The following is an 18,363-nucleotide window of genomic DNA, read 5'->3' on the forward strand; positions in this document are numbered from 1 at the left end:
CCGCGCGCCGACGCCGGCGACCCCCCGGTGCGCACGCCGACCCGGGGGAGGGTCGATCATGTGCCGATCGTCACGACCGAGCGGAGGGGTGCCGGTGACCGAGGAGCAGTCCTCCCGGAGCGCGGCGGAGGAGCGGCGCGCGCTGCACGTGCGCGGGCGGCTGCCGTGGTCGCTGAAGCTGGCGGTGGTGGTCATCTACCCGACCGCCTCGCTGCTGTTCCGGCTCCGCTACCGCCACGGCGACCGGCTGCCGCGCACCGGCCCGGTGCTGCTCGTCGCCAACCACGTCTCGGTGCTCGACCCGCTGGCCTGCGCGCGCCTGGTCTACGACAACGGGCGGATCCCGCACTTCCTCGCCAAGGAGGCGGTGTTCAGGGGCCTGGCGGGGAAGATCCTCCGGCACGCCGGGCAGATCCCGGTGGCCCGCGGCTCGGCGGAGGCCCGCGGCTCGCTGGCCGCCGCGGCGGCCGACCTCGAGGCGGGCAACGTCGTCGTGATCTACCCCGAGGGCTCGGTGACCCGCGATCCCGACTGGTGGCCCATGCAGGCCCGCACCGGCGTCGCGCGGCTGGCGCTGACCACCGACGCCGTCGTGCTGCCGGTGGCCCAGTGGGGTCCCCAGCGGGTGCACGACTACCACACCAAGAAGCTGCACCTGCGGTTCCGGACGCCCACCGAGTACTCCCTCGGCGAGCCGGTCGACCTCTCGGCGCTGCGGGCGCAGGTGCGGGCCGGGCGGGCGCTCACCCCCGACGTGCTGCGGGAGACCACCGACCTGATCATGGGCCGCGTGCGCGACCTGCTGTCCGAGGTGCGGGGCGAGCCCGCGCCGCCGGCCTTCGCCCCCCGTCCGGGGCGGTCCCTGCCGGGGGACGCCGCGTGAGCGCCCGCGCCGCCGTCCTCGGGGCCGGCTCCTGGGGCACCACCTTCGCCAAGGTCCTCGCCGACGCCGGCTGCACGGTGTCCCTGCACGCCCGCCGGCCCGAGCTCGCGACGGCGATCGCCGAGTCGGGGGAGAACGCCGAGTACCTGCCCGGGGTGGCGCTGCCCGGCGCGCTGACGGCGACCCCCGACGCCGCGGAGGCCCTCGACGGCGCCGAGGTCGTCGTCCTCGCCGTCCCCTCGCAGTCGCTGCGGGCCAACCTGCTCGAGTGGACGCCGCTGCTGCCCGCCGACGCGACCCTGCTGTCGCTGATGAAGGGCGTCGAGCTCGGCACGACCAAGCGGATGAGCGAGGTCATCCGCGAGGTCACCGGCGCCGGGGCCGACCGGGTGGCCGCGCTGTCGGGCCCGAACCTCGCCCGCGAGATCGCCGAGGAGCAGCCGGCGGCCACCGTCATCGCCTGCGCGGACCCCGACCGCGCCGCCGCGCTGCAGGCCGCCTGCCTCACGCCCTACTTCCGGCCCTACACCAACTCCGACCTGGTCGGCTGCGAGCTCGGCGGCGCGGTGAAGAACGTCATCGCGCTGGCCTGCGGCATCGCCGAGGGCATGGGTTTCGGTGACAACACCCGCGCGTCGCTGATCACCCGCGGCCTGGCCGAGACCACCCGCCTGGGCGTGGCGCTGGGTGCCGAGCCCGCGACCTTCGCCGGACTGGCCGGGCTCGGCGACCTCGTGGCCACCTGCAGCTCCCCGCTGTCGCGGAACCGGACCTTCGGGGAGAAGCTGGGTCGCGGCCTGTCACTGGAGGAGGTGCAGGCCACCACCCGGCAGACCGCCGAGGGGGTCAAGAGCTGCCGGCCCGTGCTGGACCTGGCCCGCGCCCACGGCGTCGACGTGCCGCTCACCGAGGCGGTCGTGCGCGTCTGCCACGAGGGCGTGCCGGCCGGTGCGGTGCTGAAGGAGATCATGAGTCGCGAGGCCAAGCCCGAGTGAGCGACGGCACCACCGGCGGATCCGGAGCGACGTTGCCGGGGGAGTGGGGCGACGGCACCCGGTCGGTCCACGCGGGCGACGCCCCGCCGGTGCCGGGCACCCCGCTGCGCCCCTCGCCGGTCTTCGCGGCTCCCTTCCACCTCGGCGACCAGCCGCCGCGCGCGGGCGGCGCCGACGCCTACGCCCGCACCGAGCACCCGACGTCGCGCGCCTTCGAGACCGCGGTCGGCGAGCTCGACGGCGGCCGGTGCCTGTCCTTCGCCACCGGCATGGCGGCGATCACCGCGGCGGTGCTGGCGCTGGTGTCGGCCGGCGACCGCCTGGTGCTGCCCGCCGACGGCTACTACACGACGCGGCTGCTGGCGCGCGACGAGCTCGAGCGGCTCGGCGTGCGGGTCGAGTACGTGCCGACCGTCGAGATCGCCGACGTCGCCGCCCGCGGGGACCTCGACGGCGCGCGGATGGTCTTCCTCGAGACGCCCAGCAACCCCCAGCTCGACGTCTGCGACGTCGCCGCGGTGGCCCGCGCGACGCGCGCCGCCGGGGCGCTGCTCGCCGTCGACAACACCACCGCCACCCCGCTGGGGCAGCGACCCCTGGCGCTGGGCGCCGACCTCACCGTGGGCGCCGACACCAAGGCGCTGACCGGGCACAGCGACCTGCTGCTCGGCCACGTCAGCACCACCTCCGACGAGGTGTTCGACCGGGTGAAGGGCTGGCGCGACCACACCGGCAGCACCCCCGGCGCCTTCGACGCGTGGCTCGGGCACCGCTCGATGAGCACGCTGGACCTGCGGCTGGCCCGCCAGGGCGAGACGGCCGCGGCCGTGGCGGCGGTGCTCGCCGGGCACCCGGCGGTGACCGGCGTGCGCTGGCCGTGGCTGCCCTCGGACCCCTCGCACGCCCTGGCGACCCGGCAGATGCTGCGGCCGCTCGGCCTGGTCTCCGCCGAGCTCGCCGACGAGACGGCGGTGTCGCGGTTCCTGGCCGCGAGCCGGCTGTGGACCGCGGCCACCAGCTTCGGCGGCGTGCACAGCACCGTGGACCGGCGGGCGCAGTGGGGCGGGGACGCCGTCCCCGCCGGGTTCCTGCGCTTCTCCTGCGGCATCGAGGACACCGGCGACGTCGTCGCCGACCTCACCACGGCGCTCGACGCCGCCGCCTGACCGCGTGAGCCGCACGACCCTCGACCGTGTCCTCGCGGCGGGCCCGGTGCTGCACCGCGGCCGGGACAGCGACTACCGGGCGCTGGCCTGGGCCGGCGGGGAGCCGCACCGGGTGCGCCGCGAGCTGGTCGGGCCCACCTGGGAGCCGCCGCGGCGGGGCGCGCGGGAGATCGCCTGCCTGGCGCACGTCACCGACCTGCAGCTGGCCGACGTCTGCTCGCCGGCCCGCTTCGAGTTCTTCCACCGCTTCGAGGCCGATCCGCGCATGAGCGCGCTGGTGCCCATGCACCGGCCGCAGGAGGCGCTGACCGCGCACGCCGTCGACGCCCTGGTGCGCACCCTCAACGGCCTGGCCGGCGGACCGCGGACGGGGCGGCCGCTGCAGGTCGTCGTGACCACCGGCGACGCGATCGACAACGCGCAGTGGAACGAGCTGGAGCTCTACCTGGCCGTGCTGCGCGGGGGAGTGGTCTCCCCGGGTGCCGGGCTGACCGCCTACGACGGCGTGCAGGCCTCCGGCTGGCCGCACGACCTGTTCTGGCGGCCCGACGACGACGGCGGCCTGCACCACCAGCGCTTCGGCTTCCCCGCCCGGCCGGGGCTGCTGGAGGCGGCGTTCGCGGCCTTCGCCGCCGAGGGACTGCGGGTGCCCTGGCTGGGCTGCCACGGCAACCACGAGGCGCTCATCCAGGGCGTCGGCGTCCCCACGCCGGCGCTGACCGCGCTGCTCGGCTCCGGGCGCAAGCCGGTCGACGTCGACCCCGCCCTGCCGCTGGACGACGCCCTGCGGCTGTTCACGCACTCGTCCGAGGTCTTCACCACCGCGACCTCGCGGACGGTGACCTCGGTGGCCGACCGCCGGTTCATCGACCGCCGGTCCTTCGTGGCGGCGCACCTGGCCGACGGCGGGGAGCCCACCGGGCACGGGTTCACCGAGGAGAACCTGCGCGAGGGCACCGCCTACTACGCGTGGGACGGGCTGCCGGGCGTCCGGGTCGTCTGCCTGGACACCACGCGGGTCACCGGCGGCACCGCGGGCTCGGTCGACGCGGAGCAGGCGCGGTGGCTGGAGGAGCGGCTGCGCGAGGTGTCGTCGTCGGCGCCCGGTCCCGACGGCGGGCGGGTCGCCACCGGCAACGCCGACCGGCTGGTGGTGCTCTTGTCGCACCACGGGTCGAGCACGCTCACCCGCGCCGACGCCCTCGGTCGCCGGCCGACGCCCGGGGACGACGCGCTGGGTGCCCCCGAGCTGCTGGCCCTGCTGCACCGCTGGCCGAACGTCGTCCTGTGGCTCAACGGGCACACGCACGTCAGCGAGGTGCGGCCCTGGGCGCACCCGGACGAGCCCGGCCGCGGCCTGTGGGAGGTGACGACCTGCGCCGTCGTCGACTGGCCCGGGCAGGCCCGGCTGGTGGAGCTGCTCGACAACGGCGACGGCACGCTGTCGATGGTCTGCACGATGGTCGACCACGACAGCCCCGCCCGGCCGCCGGCCGCCGGGGACCCGGCCGCGCGTGACCCCGCCGCGCTGGCCGCCCTGCACCGCGAGCTCGCGGCCAACGTGCCGTGGGCGGGGCTCGGGTCGGGCCTGGCCGGCACCCCCGCCGACCGCAACGTCGAGCTGGTGCTGCGCGCGCCCTGCTGAGCCGGCCCTCCTGCAGGGGCCCGCCCCGAGCGTGCGAGGGGCGGGGGCGGGAGGGTCCTCCGTCAGGCGGTGCGGGCGGCGCGGCGGCGGCGGTGGGCGGCGCGGGCGGTGAGCCAGCCGCTGAAGGCCAGGTAGTACACGACGTAGGCGAAGGACAGCACCACCACGACCCAGTGCGGGTCGGGGTACTGCAGCAGCAGCACGGCGTAGGTCACCAGCCAGACGACGGTGAGCGAGATGCTGACCTGCCACAGCGCCTCGGTCCGCGACGGGTACAGGTAGCGCACCGGCACGAAGACCAGCACCGAGCACACGACCAGCACGACGGCGACGACGACCTGCGAGAGGTCCAGCACCACCGCGTAGAAGGCGACGACGTTCCAGTAGCTCGGGAAGCCGAGGAAGGTGTGGTCGTCGGTCTTCGCGTCCACGCGGCAGAACTGGTAGCTCGAGGCCAGCAGCGGCAGCGCGGCGAGCAGCCAGCCGACCCACGAGTGCGACAGCGCGCCGGTGGTCCACAGCAGGACGACGGGCGCGAAGACGTAGGTCAGGTAGTCGACGATGTTGTCCAGCAGCGCGCCGTCGAACCAGGGGATCGTCTCCTTGACCCGCGCGCGGCGGGCCAGCATCCCGTCGGTGCCGTCGATCCACAGCGCCGCCAGCCCGAGCCACAGCGCGGTGACGGCCTCGCCCTCGAACGCGGCGAGCACCACGAGCAGCGCCAGCACCGAGCCGAGCGCGGTGTAGGCGTGCACCGCCGCACCGGCCAGCCGCAGGGCGAGCGGGAACCGGCGCGCCGGGGCGCCCCCGTGCTCGTCGTGCCCCTGGTGCGCCGTCGTCGCCGGAGGTCGGGGGTCCACCGGAGGGGCCGCGTTCTCCCGCATCGCGGACGAGGTTCCCACACCCGGCGGGTGTCAGCCCCGCGGGAGACGCGGGACGCGCGAGGGGCGTCGACTAGGGTCGGCCGCGATGAGCGGGACAGGCAGGGTGCGCGTCGCGGTCGTGTTCGGAGGGCGCAGCGCGGAGCACGCCATCTCCTGCGTCTCCGCCGGGAGCGTGATGGCCGCGCTGGACCCGGAGCGCTACGAGGTGGTCCCGGTGGGCATCACGCGCGACGGCCGCTGGGTGCTCGCCGACGCGGGACAGCGGCTGGCCATCGACGCCGGCCGGCTGCCCGAGGTGACCGGCGGGACCGCGGTGTCCCTGGTCGGCGACCCCGCCGGGCGCGGCCTGGCCGTCCTCGACGCCGCGGCCGCGATCGGCCCCGCGCTCACCGAGGTCGACGTCGTCTTCCCGGTGCTGCACGGCGCCTACGGCGAGGACGGCACCATCCAGGGCCTGCTGGAGATGAGCGGCCTGCCCTACGTGGGCTCGGGGGTCTTCGCCAGCGCCGCCTCGATGGACAAGGAGTTCACCAAGAAGCTCCTGGCCGCCGCGGGGCTGCCGCAGGGCGACCACGTGGTCCTCCGCGACGCCGAGGGCGCGCTGACGGCCGACCCCGACGCGCTGTCGGCCGCCGACCGCGAGCGGCTCGGGCTGCCGGTGTTCGTCAAGCCCTCGCGCGCCGGGTCCAGCATCGGCATCACCAAGGTGACCGACTGGGCGCAGCTGCCGAAGGCGGTGGCCACCGCGGCCGCCGTCGACCCGAAGGTCGTCGTCGAGGCCTCCGTGCCCGGCCGGGAGATCGAGTGCGGGGTGCTGGCCGGCCGCGACGGCGGGCCGCCCGAGGCCAGCCTGCCCGCCGAGATCCGGCTCAAGCCGGGCACCGACTGGTACGACTTCGACGCCAAGTACCTCGACGACGCCGTCGAGTTCGACGTCCCCGCCGACCTCACGCCCGAGCAGACGCGCCTGGTGCAGGAGGCCTCCCGCCGCGCCTACCTCGCGATGGACTGCGAGGGGCTGGCGCGGGTCGACTTCTTCCTCGGCGCCGGGCCCGACGGCCGCGAGCGGCTCGTGGTCAACGAGGTCAACACGATGCCGGGCTTCACGCCGATCTCGATGTTCCCGCGGATGTGGGCGGCCAGCGGGGTGTCCTACGCCGAGCTGGTGGACCGGCTGGTCGCCTCGGCGCTGGCGCGCGCGGGCCGGCCGGGGGACCAGCGGACCCCCGGTGACCCCGGGCCGCGGCGCGGCCGTGCTCGCCGGGCTGCTCGCGCTCGTGCCCGCCACCGGCTGCACGCCCACCAGCGCCACCCCGGCGGGGGAGCCGCGGCACCCGCCACCCCGGAGACGGTGGAGGACCTCGGGGAGCTGCTGCTCGAGGAGGTGCCCTCGGGGCTGCCGCGGATCCCCGACGCCGACCTGCAGCCGCCCGCCGGCGCGAAGACCGTCGACGACGTCGCCACGTACGCCGACGACCCCGCGCGCGAGCGCATGGTGCTGCGGGAGTACGGCTACCGGCACGGCTGGGAGCGCTTCTGGGGGTCGACGACGGGGCCGCTCACCAGCGTCTTCCTCGACCAGTTCGACGACACGGCCGGTGCGGCGACCTACGCGCGGGACCTGGCCGGCAACGACGCCGAGGTCTACGACGGCGTGCTGCGGCACGACCCGTCGTCGCTGCCCGACGGCTGCAGCCTGCTCACCGTGGCCGGCGCCGACCCCGCGACGGGGCTGTCCGGCCCGGCGGCCTTCGCCTGGTGCGCGCACGGGGTGTTCAGCGTCGGCGTGACCGCCGTGGCCGACGACGAGCAGGCCGCCGCCGACGAGGTGCACGACGCCGTGCGGGCCCAGCTCGACCGGCTGCCGGCGGCCTGAGCCGGCCTCAGCGCGGCGGGAGGGTGTCGCCGATGACGCCGCTGAGCACGGTGACCGGGGCGCTGTCGACGTCGGGCGGCAGCGTCACCTGCACGTAGGCGGCGCGGTCGACCGCGGTCCAGGTGGTGGCCTCCTCGGACTGCTCGACGAACCAGGTGACCTGGTCGATCTGCAGCAGGCCCTCGCCGGCGACCAGGCCGGCCGGCTGCGGCACCCCGCACACCAGCACGACCGCCGGCTCGCCCCAGGCGGCGGCGTAGGGCGTGTCCGAGTCGACGAGCCGCGCCGGCTCCCCGGTCAGGTCGAGGGGGAGGGCCGCCATGAGCGCCGGGCAGGTCGCGTCGGCCTCGGGCGTCGGCGCGGGGACCTCGACCGGCAGCACCGGCAGGTCCTCCGCGCGCTGCGGCGCCGACGTGCCGCTGACGTCCGCCGCCGGGGCCGCGTCGTCGTCGTCGCTGCCGCCGCGGACGTTGACCAGGACGACCAGGACGACCAGGACCGGCACGACGACCGCCGTCGCGACCAGCGCGAGCCGGCGCAGCGGGTCGGGACGCCGGGCGGGCGCCGGAGCGGCCGCCGGGTCCTCGGCGGGGGTGTCCTCGGCGGGGGTGTCCTCGGCGGGGGTGTCCTCGCTCAGCGGCTCAGATGTTGACGACGGGGCAGGTCAGCGTGCGCGTGATGCCGTCGACCGACTGCACGCGGGCGACCACCAGGCGGCCCAGCTCGTCGACCGACTGCGCCTCGGCGGTGACGATGACGTCGTAGGGGCCGGTGACGTCCTCCGCCTTGGTCACGCCGGCGATCTCACTGATCGTCGACGCCACCTGGGCGGCCTTGCCGACCTCGGTCTGGATCAGGATGTAGGCGTGGACCACGGGACGACCTTCCTCGGGCGACGCAGCCGGCGGCGCTCCGCCGCCGGCAGCCGGACTGGAGCGCAACCTACCGCAGTGACCCGGTGTGCCCGGTGACACGGCCCCGGCCCCTGGGCCCCCGCGACGACCTCGCCGACAGCGTGCGGGTCGTCGGCGAGTTCGGCGTCATCGCCCGGGTGCTCGCCCGCTCAGGGGCAGCACGGGTGGCCGAGGTCGGCCCCGGTGACGACGCCGCGGTGCTGCGCGTGCCCGACGGCCGGGTCGTGGCCACCACCGACGTCCTCGTCGAGGGGCGGCACTTCCGCCGCGACTGGTCCTCGGCCGAGGACGTCGGGCACAAGGCGGCCGCCGCGAACCTGGCCGACGTCGCCGCGATGGGCGGGGTGGCCACCGCGCTGCTCGTCGGGCTGGCCTGCCCCGCCGACACGCCCACCTCCTGGCTGGAGGGCGTGGCCGCCGGCATGGCCGCCGAGTGCGCGCCGCTGGGAGCCGCGGTCGTCGGCGGTGACACGGTGGCCTCGGCGCCCGACAGCGGGTCGGTGGTCCTGTCGGTGACGGCGCTCGGCGACCTCGGCGGGCGCGCGCCGGTCCTGCGCTCCGGGGCGCGGCCGGGCGACGTCGTCGCCGTCGCGGGGCGGCTGGGCTGGTCGGCGTGCGGGCTGGCGGTGCTGCGCCGCGGGTTCAGCAGCCCGCTGGCCGCCGTCGCCGCGCACCGCCGGCCCACCCCGCCGTACGCGGCCGGCCCGGCCGCGGCCGAGGCGGGGGCCACCGCGATGTGCGACGTCAGCGACGGGCTGCTCGCCGACGCCGGGCACCTCGCCACCGACAGCGGCGTCGTCCTGGACCTCGACCGGGCCACGCTGGTGCGTGCGACCCTGGAACCGCCGGGTCCGCTGCAGCAGGTGGCGGCGGCCCTCGGCGCCGATCCGCTGGCCTGGGTGCTCACCGGCGGCGAGGACCACGCCCTGCTGGCGACCTTCCCGCCGTCGGCGACACTGCCGGACGGCTGGGTGGCCATCGGGCGGGTCGAGGAGGGGGAGCCGGGGGTGTCCGTGAGCGGGGAGCCGGCGGCCGACGTCGCGGTCGCGGTCGGGGCGGGGAGGACCGGGCATGTCCACTTCGGCTGACGTGCGGCTGCGCGACGGGTCGGTCGCCCGCCTGCGTGCGGTGCCCTACGACGACCCGGTCGCCCGCGACCTCGTGGCCCGCGTGCAGCAGGAGTACGTCGACCGCTACGGCGGCCCCGACGAGGCGGCCGTCGACCCGGCCGAGTTCGTGCCCCCGGCGGGGGTGTTCCTCGTCGCCGAGGTCGGCGGCGAGCCGGCCGGGTGCGGCGCGTGGCGGCGGCACGGCGAGGGCGACGACCCCACCGTGGCGGAGGTCAAGCGGGTGTACGTGGCCCCCGCCTTCCGGCGGCGCGGGCTGGCGCAGGTGGTGGTCGCCGCGCTCGAGGAGTCCGCCCGCCGCGCGGGGTACCGCTCGGTCGTGCTCAACTCCGGCGACCGGCAGCCCGAGGCGCTCGCGCTCTACGAGGGCCTCGGGTACACGCCCGTGCCGGGCTACGGGATCTACGCCGGGGGCGCGGGAGCGGTGTTCCTGGGCAGGGAGCTCGGTGGCGACGTCGACGAGGAGGAGCGGCCGTGGGCGTCGTGACGATCTCCGCGTCCTACGGCGCGGGCGGCCCGGAGGTCGGGCCGGCCGTCGCCGAGCGGCTGGGCCTGGCCTTCCACGACCGCGCGATCCCGGCGCAGGTGGCCGGCCGGCTCGGCGTCTCCCAGGACGACGCCGAGGCCAACGACGAGCGCGTGGTCCGCGGCCTGTGGCGGCTGGTCGCCTCGCTGGGCGCCATGCCCGACCCCGTCGGCGGCGTCGTCCCCACCACGGACCAGCCCGACGAGCGTGCCTACCGCGAGCACACCGAGCGGGTCCTGCGCGAGATCGCCGACGGCGCGGGCGGGGTCGTCCTCGGCCGGGGCGGGGCCATGGTGCTGCGCGACCGGCCCGACGCCCTGCACGTCCGCCTCGACGGCCCGCGCGAGGCCCGGCTGCGCGCGGCGGTGCACCGCTACGGGCGCCCGGAGGACGAGCTGCGGCGCGAGCTGGAGGCCAACGACACCACCCGCGAGAGCTACGTCCGGCACTTCTACCGGACCGACCCGGCGGCGGCCCGGCACTACCACCTGGTCGTCGACGGGACGGCGCTGCCGCTGGAGACCGTGGTGGACCTGGTGGTGACCGCGGCGCGGGCGCGGGGGATCGGCGCGGCCTGAGCGGGGCGGACCTCGCCCGGCGCACGCGAAGGACCCCGGGGGTCGTCGACCTCCGGGGTCCGCCCGGCCGGGGCCGGGGCGTGCTCAGGGGCGGGGGCGCCGCCCGTGCGCATCAGGCGCGAGCGACCTTGCCCGCGCGGATGCACGAGGTGCAGGCGTTGATGCGCTTGCGGTTGCCGGGGGCGACGAGCGCCCGCACCGACTGGATGTTCGGGTTCCAACGGCGCGGCGTGCGGCGGTGCGAGTGCGACACCGACATACCGAAACCGGGCCCCTTGCCACAGACATCGCACACGGCAGCCACGGTGGATCACTCCCAGGAGAATCGTTTGCAGACGGCGGCGCACGGACGGCCACCGGAAGACCGTCGACCAGTCTAACCGTTCGCCGGGACGACCGTCGCCGAGGTCGCCGGGGCCGGTTTCCCGCGCCCGGCCCCGTCGGATCCCGCAGGTACCCTCCGGCCGTGCTGCAGGCGCTCGACGACGCCGCGGTCGGCCAGTGGTGCCGTGCCGCGGTCACGGCGCTGTCCGGAGCCCGCAGCCGTCTCGACGACCTCAACGTGTTCCCCGTGCCCGACGGCGACACCGGCACCAACCTGCTGCTCACCGCGCAGGCCGCCGTCGCCGCCCTCGACGCGGCCGACGGCGAGCCGGCCTGGACCGCGCTGACCCGCGGCGCCGTCCTCGGGGCGCGGGGCAACAGCGGCACAATCCTCGCCCAGCTCCTGCGCGGCCTGTCCGACCAGCTCGCCGGCCGGGAGCCCGCCGACGGCCCCGACCTCGCCGCGGCGCTGCAGAAGGCCGCCGACACCGCCTACTCCGCGGTCGCCGACCCGGAGGAGGGGACGCTGCTCACCGTCGCCCGCGCCGGTGGCGAGGCCGCCGTCACCGCCGTCGCCGACGGGCGCACCGCCCTGGCCGACGTCGTCACCGCCGCGGCCGACGGCGCGCGCACCGCGCTGGAGGCCACGCCCGGCCAGCTCGACGTGCTGCGCACCGCCGGGGTGGTCGACGCCGGCGGCGCCGGCCTCTGCGTGGTCCTCGACGCCCTGGTGGCCACCGTCACCGGCGTCGAGCCGGCGCGGTCACCGCTCGTGCCGCGCCGGACCCGGCCGGCCGACCCCGCGGCCGTTCCGCACCAGCCCCCGCCCGGGCCGGGCAGCGAGGTGCAGTACCTGCTCGCCGACGCCGACGAGGCCTCCGTCGCCGTCCTGCACACCCGGCTGGCCGCCCTCGGCGACAGCCTGGTGGTGGTCGGCGTCGACACCCCGTCCGGCCGGCAGTGGAACGTGCACGTGCACACCAACGACGTCGGCGGCGCCATCGAGGCCGGTATCGAGGCCGGCCGGCCGCACTCGATCGCGGTGACCCCGCTGGCACCGGTCCGTCCGCCCGCGCCGGTGCCCGGGCTGCGCGCCGTCGTCGCGGTGGTCCCGGGCGACGGGCTGGCGCAGCTGTTCTCCGGCGAGGGCGTGCGGGTGGTGCCGTGCGGTCCGGGGGGCGTCGACGAGGACGAGCTGCTGGCCGAGGTCGTCGCCTCGGGCGCGGGTGACGTCGTCGTGCTGCCCAACGACCCCGCGCTGACGCCGGTGGCCGCCCGCGCCGCCGACCGCGCCCGCGAGGCCGGCCGCGACGTCGCCGTCGTCCCCACCCGCTCCCCGGTGCAGGGGCTGGCCGCCATCGCCGTCGCCGACCCCACCCGCCGCTTCGGCGACGACGTCATCGCGATGGCCGAGGCCGCCGCCGCGACCCGCTGGGCCGAGGTCACCGTCGCCGCCTCCGACGCCCTCACCAGCGCCGGCCCGTGCCGCGCGGGCGACGCCCTCGGCGCGGCGGAGGGCGACGTCGTGGTGGTGGGGCGCGACCTCGCGGCGGTGGCGTGCGAGCTGCTCGACCGGCTGCTGTCGGCCGGCGGGGAGATGGCCACCCTCGTCGTCGGCCCCGACCCCGCGCTCGGCGACACGGTCTGCGCGCACCTGTCCGGTGCGCACCCGACGGTCGAGGTCGTCCGGTACGACGCCGGTGCGGTGATCCCGCTGCAGGTGGGGGTGGAGTAGGCGTGGCGGTGACCCTGGACACCGACCTGGCGCGCGTGCTGGGCGCCAAGACGGCCAAGGCGATGGCCGAGTCCCTCGAGCTGCACACCGTCCGCGACCTGCTGCGCCACTACCCGCGGCGCTACGCCACGCGCGGGGAGATGACCCGGCTCGACGACCTGCAGGTCGGCGACCGCGTGACCGTGCTCGCGCAGGTCCGCCGGGTGGTCAGCCGGAAGATGCGCAGCCGGCCCGGCACGCTCACCGAGGTCACCGTCGGCGACGGCGCCGGCGAGATGCAGCTGGTGTTCTTCAACCGGCGGCACGGCCAGCTCCAGCAGGGTGCCTGGGGGCTGTTCGCCGGCACGGTCGGCCAGTACCGCAACAGCAAGCAGTTCGCCCACCCGGACTTCCACCTCATCACCGGTGACGACGACGAGGACTGGGCCCGCGCGCTCATCCCGATCTACCCGGCGAGCAAGGACGTCTCCAGCTGGGTGATCCAGAAGTCGGTCCGCCTGCTGCTCGACGCCTCCGGCGGCTTCGGCTTCGTCACCGACCCGCTCCCGGCGGACCTGCGCACCCGCCACGGCCTGCTCAGCCTCCCCGCCGCCCTCCTCGACATCCACCGGCCCACGACCGCCGACGACGTGGAGCGCGCCGGGGAGCGGCTGAAGTGGGACGAGGCGCTCACCCTGCAGCTGGTGCTCGCCGCCCGCCGCCGCGCCGCCGCCCTGGAACCCGGCACCGCCCGCCCACGGGGGAGCGGCGGCCTGCTCGACGCCGTCGACGCCGCGCTGCCCTTCGCCCTCACCGAGGGGCAGCGGGCCGTGGGGGAGGAGCTCGCCGCGGAGCTGGCCCGCGACTCCCCCATGCACCGGCTGCTGCAGGGCGAGGTCGGCTCGGGCAAGACCGTCGTCGCGCTGCGGGCCATGGCCCAGGTCGTCGACGCCGGCGGGCAGGCCGCGCTGCTCGCGCCCACCGAGGTCCTGGCCGCGCAGCACGCCCGGAGCATCTCGGCGATGCTCGGTCCGCTCGCCCGCGCCGGGGAGCTCGACGGCGACCCCGCGGGCACCAAGGTCGTGCTGCTCACCGGCTCGCTCAAGGCCGCCGCCCGCCGGGCCGCGCGCGCCGCGGTGGCCGACGGCAGCGCCGGCATCGTCGTCGGCACCCACGCGCTGCTGCAGGAGGGCGTCGACTTCGCCGACCTCGGCCTGGTCGTCGTCGACGAGCAGCACCGCTTCGGCGTCGAGCAGCGCGACGCCCTGCGCGCGAAGGGCACCCGCCCGCCGCACGTGCTGGTGATGACCGCCACGCCGATCCCGCGCACGGTCGCGATGACCGTCTACGGCGACCTGGAGACCTCGGTGCTGCGCCAGCTGCCCAGCGGCCGCGGCGGCGTGGCCAGCTCGGTGGTCCCGGTCAGCGACAAGCCCGCGTGGCTCGACCGTGCCTGGGAGCGGTTGCGCGAGGAGGTCGGCGCCGGCCGGCAGGCCTACGTCGTCTGCCCGCGGATCGGCGACGACGACACCGGCAGCGCGGAGACCGACGCCCCCGAGGACGCCGACGGGGCCCCGCAGAAGGGCGGGGGCGAGGACGACCGGCGCCCGCCGCTGGCCGTCCTGGACGTCGCCGAGGCGCTGCGCGAGGGCCCGCTGGCCGGGCTGCGCATCGACGTCCTGCACGGCCGGCTCACGCCCGAGGACAAGGAGGCGCGCATGCGCGCCTTCGCCTCCGGCGAGACGCAGGTCCTCGTCGCCACGACGGTCGTCGAGGTCGGCGTCGACGTGCCCAACGCCACCGTGATGGTCGTCATGGACGCCGACCGCTTCGGCGTCAGCCAGCTGCACCAGCTGCGCGGCCGGGTCGCCCGCGGCGCGCACCGGGGCCTGTGCCTGCTGGTCACCGAGGCCCGCGAGACGACGGCGACCGGGCAGCGGCTGGCCGCGGTCGCCGGCACCTCCGACGGCTTCGAGCTGGCCCGCCTGGACCTCGAGACCCGCCGCGAGGGCGACGTCCTCGGCGCCGCCCAGTCCGGCAGGCGCTCGACGCTGCGGCTGCTGTCCCTGCTGGAGGACGAGGAGCTCATCGCCGCGGCCCGCGCGGAGGCGACCGAGCTGCTGGCCACCGGCGGCGGCCTGGCCGACCACCCGGGCCTCGCCGCCGAGGTGGCCGCGCTCGCCACCGACGAGCGCGCCGACTACCTCGAGAAGGCGTGACGCGCCTGATCTCCGGCGTCGCCGGGGGACGGCGGCTGAAGGTGCCGCCCAGCGGCGTGCGGCCCACCGGCGACCGGGCCCGCGAGGGCCTGTTCAACAGCCTCGGCACCCTGCTCGACCTCGACGGCGCCCGCGTCCTCGACCTCTACGCCGGCTCGGGGGCGCTGGGCCTCGAGGCGCTCTCCCGCGGCGCGGCGGAGGTCGTGCTCGTCGAGAACGGCCCGCGGGTGCTGCCGGTGCTGCGCGCCAACGTCGCCGCCGTCGGCCTGCCCGGCGCGCGCGTGGTCGCCGGGTCGGTGCCCACGGTCGTCGGCGGCGCGCCGCCGGCCCGCTTCGACCTCGTGCTCGCCGACCCGCCGTACGCCGTGCCCGCCGAGGACGTGACCGGCGTGCTCACCGCGCTGGTCACGGGCGGGTGGCTCGCCCGGGACGCGGTCGTCGTCGTCGAGCGGTCCTCCCGCGACGAGCCCTTCGCGTGGCCGACACCCCTCACCGGGATCCGCGACCGCCGTTACGGAGAGGCCCTGCTCCGGTACGGTCGCCTCCCGTGAGGCGAGCGGTGTGTCCCGGGTCCTTCGACCCGGTCACCAACGGCCACGTCGACGTCATCGCCCGCGCCGCCGCGCTCTACGACGAGCTCGTGGTCGCCGTGCTGGTCAACCCCGGCAAGGCCGGGCTGTTCGCCGTCGACGAGCGCATGGAGCTGCTGCGCGAGGCGGTCGCCGACCTGCCCAACGTCGTCGTCGACAGCTTCAGCGGCCTGCTGGTCGACTACTGCCGCAGCCACGACGTCCCGGTGGTGGTCAAGGGCCTGCGGGCGGTCGGCGACTTCGAGTACGAGCTGCAGATGGCGCAGATGAACCGCGAGCTGGCCGGCGTCGAGACGCTGTTCGTGCCCACGGCCCCGCAGGTCGGCCACCTGTCCTCCAGCCTGGTCAAGCAGATCGCGACCTTCGGCGGCGACGTCTCCCGGCTGGTGCCCAAGGGCGTCCTCGACCGGCTCCTGGCCAAGCGGGCGGAGCCGTGACCGAGGTCGTCTACCGGCTGTACGAGACCGTCGACGAGCTGAGCCGGGTCATCGAGAACGCCCGCAGCGTGCCCATGTCGGGCTCGTGCATGGTGCCGCGCGACCACCTGCTCGACCTGCTCGACGACCTGCGCGAGAACCTGCCCGACGAGGTGCACGCCGCCGGCGCGATCGTCGAGCAGCGCACCGAGATCCTCGAGCAGGCGCAGGCCGAGGCCGAGCAGCTCACCGGCCGCACCCGCGAGGAGGCCGACCGGCTGGTCGCCGCCGCGCGCCGCCAGCGCGAGGAGGTCCTCGGCACCGCCCGCCGGCAGCGCGACGAGATCCTCGCCCGCGCCCAGGCCGAGGCCGAGGGCCTGCTCGCCCAGGCCGAGGCGGAGGCCGACCGGCTGGTCGCCGACGCGCAGGCCCACCACGAGGCGGTGCTCGCCGACGCGCAGGCGCGGCAGGCGGAGCTGCTCGCGGCCGCGCAGGCCGAGCACGAGCGGCTGGTCACCGAGACCGAGGTCTACCGCGGCGCGGTGAGCCGCTCCGACGAGCTCGGCGCGCAGACCGTCGCCGAGGTCAACCGGATGCGCGCCGAGGTCGACGAGTACGTCGACACCCGGCTGGCCGACTTCGGCACCACGCTGGAGCGGATGCTGCGCTCGGTCGAGAAGGCACGCGAGACGCTCAGGGACCCCTAGGAGAACCCCGCTGCCCCCCACGCCTCGCCGACGCTCGGCGCGGGACCCCGCAGCGCGGCCGCCTCCGGTCCCTCACCGGGACGGACGGCCACTGGCGCGGATCGGGTAGTCTCGGTTGCTGGTCCGCCGGTGACCTCCCCGGACCGGATCCCCTCCCACTGACGACCGCGAGTACCGACATGCCTGCCGCACCGCACCGCTCAGGCGCCGCGTCCCCGGACGCCCGGCGTCCCGCCGCCAACCCCTGGGCCGTGGAACTCCGCGAGCTCGGCCGCCGCGCCGGCTCGATGCAGGAGCTCGACCGCACCCTGCCCGCGCCCGCGGGCTGGCGGCTCGAGCTCATCGGCGTCCCCGAGGGCGCGCCCGTGCACCTGCGGCTGCGCCTGGAGTCGGTCATGGAGGGCGTGCTCGTCTCCGGGAACGTCGACGTGCCCGTCGAGGGCCAGTGCGCGCGCTGCCTGGACCCGGTCGAGGACACCCTCGAGCTCGACGTCCAGGAGCTCTACGCCTACCCGGGCAGCACCACCGAGGCCACCAGCGAGGAGGACGAGGTCCGCCTCGTCGAGGGCGAGCGCATCGACCTCGAGCCGATGGTCCGCGACACCGTCGTCCTCGCCCTGCCCCTCTCGCCCACCTGCTCCGAGGACTGTGCCGGCCTGTGCTCCGGCTGTGGCCAGCGCCTCGACGACCTGCCGGCCGACCACTCCCACGAGCTGGTCGACCCCCGCTGGGCCGGCCTCGCCGGCCGTTTCACCACCGGAGCGGTCGACGACCGTCCGGGCGACCCTGAGGAGAACTGACCGTGGCCGTCCCGAAGCGGAAGATGTCCCGCGCCAACACCCGCGCCCGCCGGTCGCAGTGGAAGGCGAGCGCCCCCACGCTCTCGCCCTGCCCGAACCGCGCCTGCGGCCAGCTCAAGCCGCCGCACCAGGCCTGCCCGAACTGCGGCCAGCACGCCGGCCGTCAGGTCCTGTCGGTCTGACCCGGCACTGACCGGGACACCTGGGGTGGGCAGCGACGCCCGCACGCCGGTCATCCCCGACGGCGGGTCGCCGGCGGGGCAGGCCCACGCCGACCGCGCGGCCGCCTGGCTGCTCGACGCCCTCGGCGTCGAGCTGCCCGGCGGCCTGCTGGCGCTGGCGCTGACCCACCGCTCGTACGCCTACGAGAACGGCGGCCTGCCCACCAACGAGCGCCTGGAGTTCCTGGGCGACGCGGTCCTCGGCCTGGTCGTCACCGACGAGCTCTACCGCAGCCAGCCCGGCCTCCCCGAGGGCCGGCTGGCGAAGCTGCGCGCCTCGGTGGTGAACATGACCTCGCTCGCCGGCGTCGCCCGGCGGCTGGGCGCCGGGGGCCTCGGTCCGCACCTGCTGCTGGGCCGCGGCGAGGAGACCACCGGCGGCCGGGAGAAGGACTCGATCCTCGCCGACGCGCTCGAGGCCCTGATCGGCGCGGTGCACCTGGGCCGGGGCCTCGACACCGCCGGCGCGATCGTGCACCGCCTGTTCGACCCGCTGCTGGTGGAGTCCGCGACCCGCGGTGCCGGCCTGGACTGGAAGACCAGCCTGCAGGAGCTCGGCGCCGCCCGCGGCCTCGGCGCCCCCGTCTACGACGTCACCGACGAGGGCCCGCCGCACGCCAAGACCTTCACCGCCGCCGTCTCGCTGGCCGGCGTCGTGCGCGGCCGCGGCCGCGGGCGCACGAAGAAGGCCGCCGAGCAGGAGGCCGCCGAGGCCGCGTGGCGCGCCGTCTCCGCCGACGGGCCGTCCGCCGCCCGGACCCCCGCCGGGGACTGAGCC

The 18,363-nt window shown here is 76.7% G+C and carries 20 protein-coding genes; 16 read left to right on the forward strand and 4 right to left on the reverse strand.

Going from position 1 to position 18,363, the window contains the following annotated elements; translation table 11 throughout:
- The first annotated feature begins 94 nt into the window (after nt 1-94).
- The 4 genes from JD79_RS11760 to JD79_RS11775 are packed head-to-tail and all read left to right on the forward strand — an operon-like array spanning nt 95 to nt 4,689.
- Nucleotides 95-883 carry a lysophospholipid acyltransferase family protein gene (locus tag JD79_RS11760; protein WP_245900037.1) on the forward strand — a complete coding sequence of 263 codons (789 nt, stop codon included), beginning with the start codon at nt 95-97 and terminating at the stop codon, nt 881-883.
- Nucleotides 880-1,878 (forward strand): NAD(P)H-dependent glycerol-3-phosphate dehydrogenase, encoded by a 999-nt coding sequence (locus JD79_RS11765; RefSeq protein ID WP_110005662.1) that lies wholly within the window; start codon nt 880-882, stop codon nt 1,876-1,878. The genes JD79_RS11760 and JD79_RS11765 overlap by 4 nt, the downstream gene beginning before the upstream one ends.
- The gene (locus JD79_RS11770; RefSeq protein WP_245900038.1) at nt 1,875-3,044 is read left to right on the forward strand and encodes a cystathionine gamma-lyase; all 1,170 of its coding nucleotides are present in this window, start codon (nt 1,875-1,877) and stop codon (nt 3,042-3,044) included. Before JD79_RS11765 ends, JD79_RS11770 begins: the two co-directional genes overlap by 4 nt.
- A 4-nt stretch (nt 3,045-3,048) precedes the next feature.
- Complete coding sequence (locus JD79_RS11775) at nt 3,049-4,689, forward strand: TIGR03767 family metallophosphoesterase (RefSeq protein ID WP_110005663.1); 1,641 nt, start codon at nt 3,049-3,051, stop codon at nt 4,687-4,689.
- 62 nt (nt 4,690-4,751) lie between these two features.
- Here the strand turns inward: JD79_RS11775 and JD79_RS11780 are convergent, their stop codons facing one another.
- The gene (locus JD79_RS11780; RefSeq protein ID WP_245900039.1) at nt 4,752-5,549 is read right to left on the reverse strand and encodes a CDP-alcohol phosphatidyltransferase family protein; all 798 of its coding nucleotides are present in this window, start codon (nt 5,547-5,549) and stop codon (nt 4,752-4,754) included.
- A 109-nt stretch (nt 5,550-5,658) separates the two neighbouring features.
- On the opposite strand from JD79_RS11780, the gene JD79_RS24265 reads away from it, so the two are divergent.
- Entirely contained in the window at nt 5,659-7,449 is a 1,791-nt protein-coding gene (locus JD79_RS24265) for a D-alanine--D-alanine ligase family protein (RefSeq protein WP_281270305.1), read from the forward strand.
- A gap of 7 nt (nt 7,450-7,456) precedes the next feature.
- Here the strand turns inward: JD79_RS24265 and JD79_RS11790 are convergent, their stop codons facing one another.
- Together JD79_RS11790 and JD79_RS11795 are read right to left on the reverse strand one after the other, a co-directional pair.
- Complete coding sequence (locus JD79_RS11790) at nt 7,457-7,954, reverse strand: DUF3515 domain-containing protein (RefSeq protein WP_245900040.1); 498 nt, start codon at nt 7,952-7,954, stop codon at nt 7,457-7,459.
- A gap of 136 nt (nt 7,955-8,090) precedes the next feature.
- The gene (locus JD79_RS11795) at nt 8,091-8,324 is read right to left on the reverse strand and encodes an Lrp/AsnC ligand binding domain-containing protein (protein WP_110005665.1); all 234 of its coding nucleotides are present in this window, start codon (nt 8,322-8,324) and stop codon (nt 8,091-8,093) included.
- A gap of 92 nt (nt 8,325-8,416) precedes the next feature.
- Between JD79_RS11795 and JD79_RS11800 the strand changes: the two genes are divergently transcribed.
- The 3 genes from JD79_RS11800 to JD79_RS11810 are packed head-to-tail and all read left to right on the forward strand — an operon-like array spanning nt 8,417 to nt 10,594.
- On the forward strand, nt 8,417-9,451 hold the full coding sequence (locus JD79_RS11800) for a thiamine-phosphate kinase (RefSeq protein ID WP_245900041.1): 1,035 nt from the start codon (nt 8,417-8,419) through the stop codon (nt 9,449-9,451).
- Nucleotides 9,435-9,977, forward strand: a complete 543-nt coding sequence (locus JD79_RS11805) for a GNAT family N-acetyltransferase (RefSeq protein ID WP_110005666.1) — start codon at nt 9,435-9,437, stop codon at nt 9,975-9,977. The genes JD79_RS11800 and JD79_RS11805 overlap by 17 nt, the downstream gene beginning before the upstream one ends.
- A complete protein-coding gene (locus tag JD79_RS11810) occupies nt 9,965-10,594 on the forward strand; it encodes a cytidylate kinase-like family protein (protein WP_110005667.1) in 630 nt (209 codons plus the stop codon). Before JD79_RS11805 ends, JD79_RS11810 begins: the two co-directional genes overlap by 13 nt.
- 112 nt (nt 10,595-10,706) lie before the next feature.
- On the opposite strand, the gene rpmB is transcribed toward JD79_RS11810, so the two are convergent.
- Entirely contained in the window at nt 10,707-10,898 is a 192-nt protein-coding gene (gene rpmB / locus JD79_RS11815; protein ID WP_110005668.1) for a 50S ribosomal protein L28, read from the reverse strand.
- A gap of 162 nt (nt 10,899-11,060) precedes the next feature.
- Here rpmB and JD79_RS11820 point away from each other — a divergent pair, with 162 nt between their 5' ends.
- The 8 genes from JD79_RS11820 to rnc all read left to right on the forward strand — a co-directional run bounded on the left by JD79_RS11820 (nt 11,061) and on the right by rnc (nt 18,360).
- Nucleotides 11,061-12,653 (forward strand): DAK2 domain-containing protein, encoded by a 1,593-nt coding sequence (locus JD79_RS11820; RefSeq protein WP_110005669.1) that lies wholly within the window; start codon nt 11,061-11,063, stop codon nt 12,651-12,653.
- A gap of 2 nt (nt 12,654-12,655) precedes the next feature.
- Nucleotides 12,656-14,851, forward strand: a complete 2,196-nt coding sequence (recG, locus tag JD79_RS11825; RefSeq protein ID WP_110005670.1) for an ATP-dependent DNA helicase RecG — start codon at nt 12,656-12,658, stop codon at nt 14,849-14,851.
- Nucleotides 14,848-15,402, forward strand: a complete 555-nt coding sequence (gene rsmD, locus JD79_RS11830; protein WP_110005671.1) for a 16S rRNA (guanine(966)-N(2))-methyltransferase RsmD — start codon at nt 14,848-14,850, stop codon at nt 15,400-15,402. The genes recG and rsmD overlap by 4 nt, the downstream gene beginning before the upstream one ends.
- Nucleotides 15,399-15,878, forward strand: coding sequence for a pantetheine-phosphate adenylyltransferase (gene coaD, locus JD79_RS11835; protein WP_110005672.1), 480 nt, complete (start codon nt 15,399-15,401; stop codon nt 15,876-15,878). Before rsmD ends, coaD begins: the two co-directional genes overlap by 4 nt.
- Entirely contained in the window at nt 15,875-16,564 is a 690-nt protein-coding gene (locus JD79_RS11840) for an ATP synthase subunit B family protein (RefSeq protein ID WP_110005673.1), read from the forward strand. Before coaD ends, JD79_RS11840 begins: the two co-directional genes overlap by 4 nt.
- Before the next feature lie 251 nt (nt 16,565-16,815).
- Nucleotides 16,816-17,364 (forward strand): YceD family protein, encoded by a 549-nt coding sequence (locus JD79_RS11845; protein WP_245900042.1) that lies wholly within the window; start codon nt 16,816-16,818, stop codon nt 17,362-17,364.
- 2 nt (nt 17,365-17,366) lie between these two features.
- Nucleotides 17,367-17,546, forward strand: coding sequence for a 50S ribosomal protein L32 (gene rpmF, locus JD79_RS11850; RefSeq protein ID WP_073421798.1), 180 nt, complete (start codon nt 17,367-17,369; stop codon nt 17,544-17,546).
- A 25-nt stretch (nt 17,547-17,571) separates the two neighbouring features.
- Entirely contained in the window at nt 17,572-18,360 is a 789-nt protein-coding gene (gene rnc, locus JD79_RS11855) for a ribonuclease III (RefSeq protein WP_245900043.1), read from the forward strand.
- The last annotated feature ends 3 nt before the right edge of the window (nt 18,361-18,363 follow it).

The organism is Geodermatophilus normandii (genome assembly GCF_003182485.1).
GTDB classification, from domain to species: domain Bacteria; phylum Actinomycetota; class Actinomycetes; order Mycobacteriales; family Geodermatophilaceae; genus Geodermatophilus; species Geodermatophilus normandii.

Coding starts and splice junctions, on each gene's coding strand:
- JD79_RS24265 (WP_281270305.1), top strand. CDS start 5,659: ATGAGCGGGACAGGCAGGGTGCGCGTCGCGGTCGTGTTCGGAGGGCGC.
- JD79_RS11805 (WP_110005666.1), top strand. CDS start 9,435: ATGTCCACTTCGGCTGACGTGCGGCTGCGCGACGGGTCGGTCGCCCGC.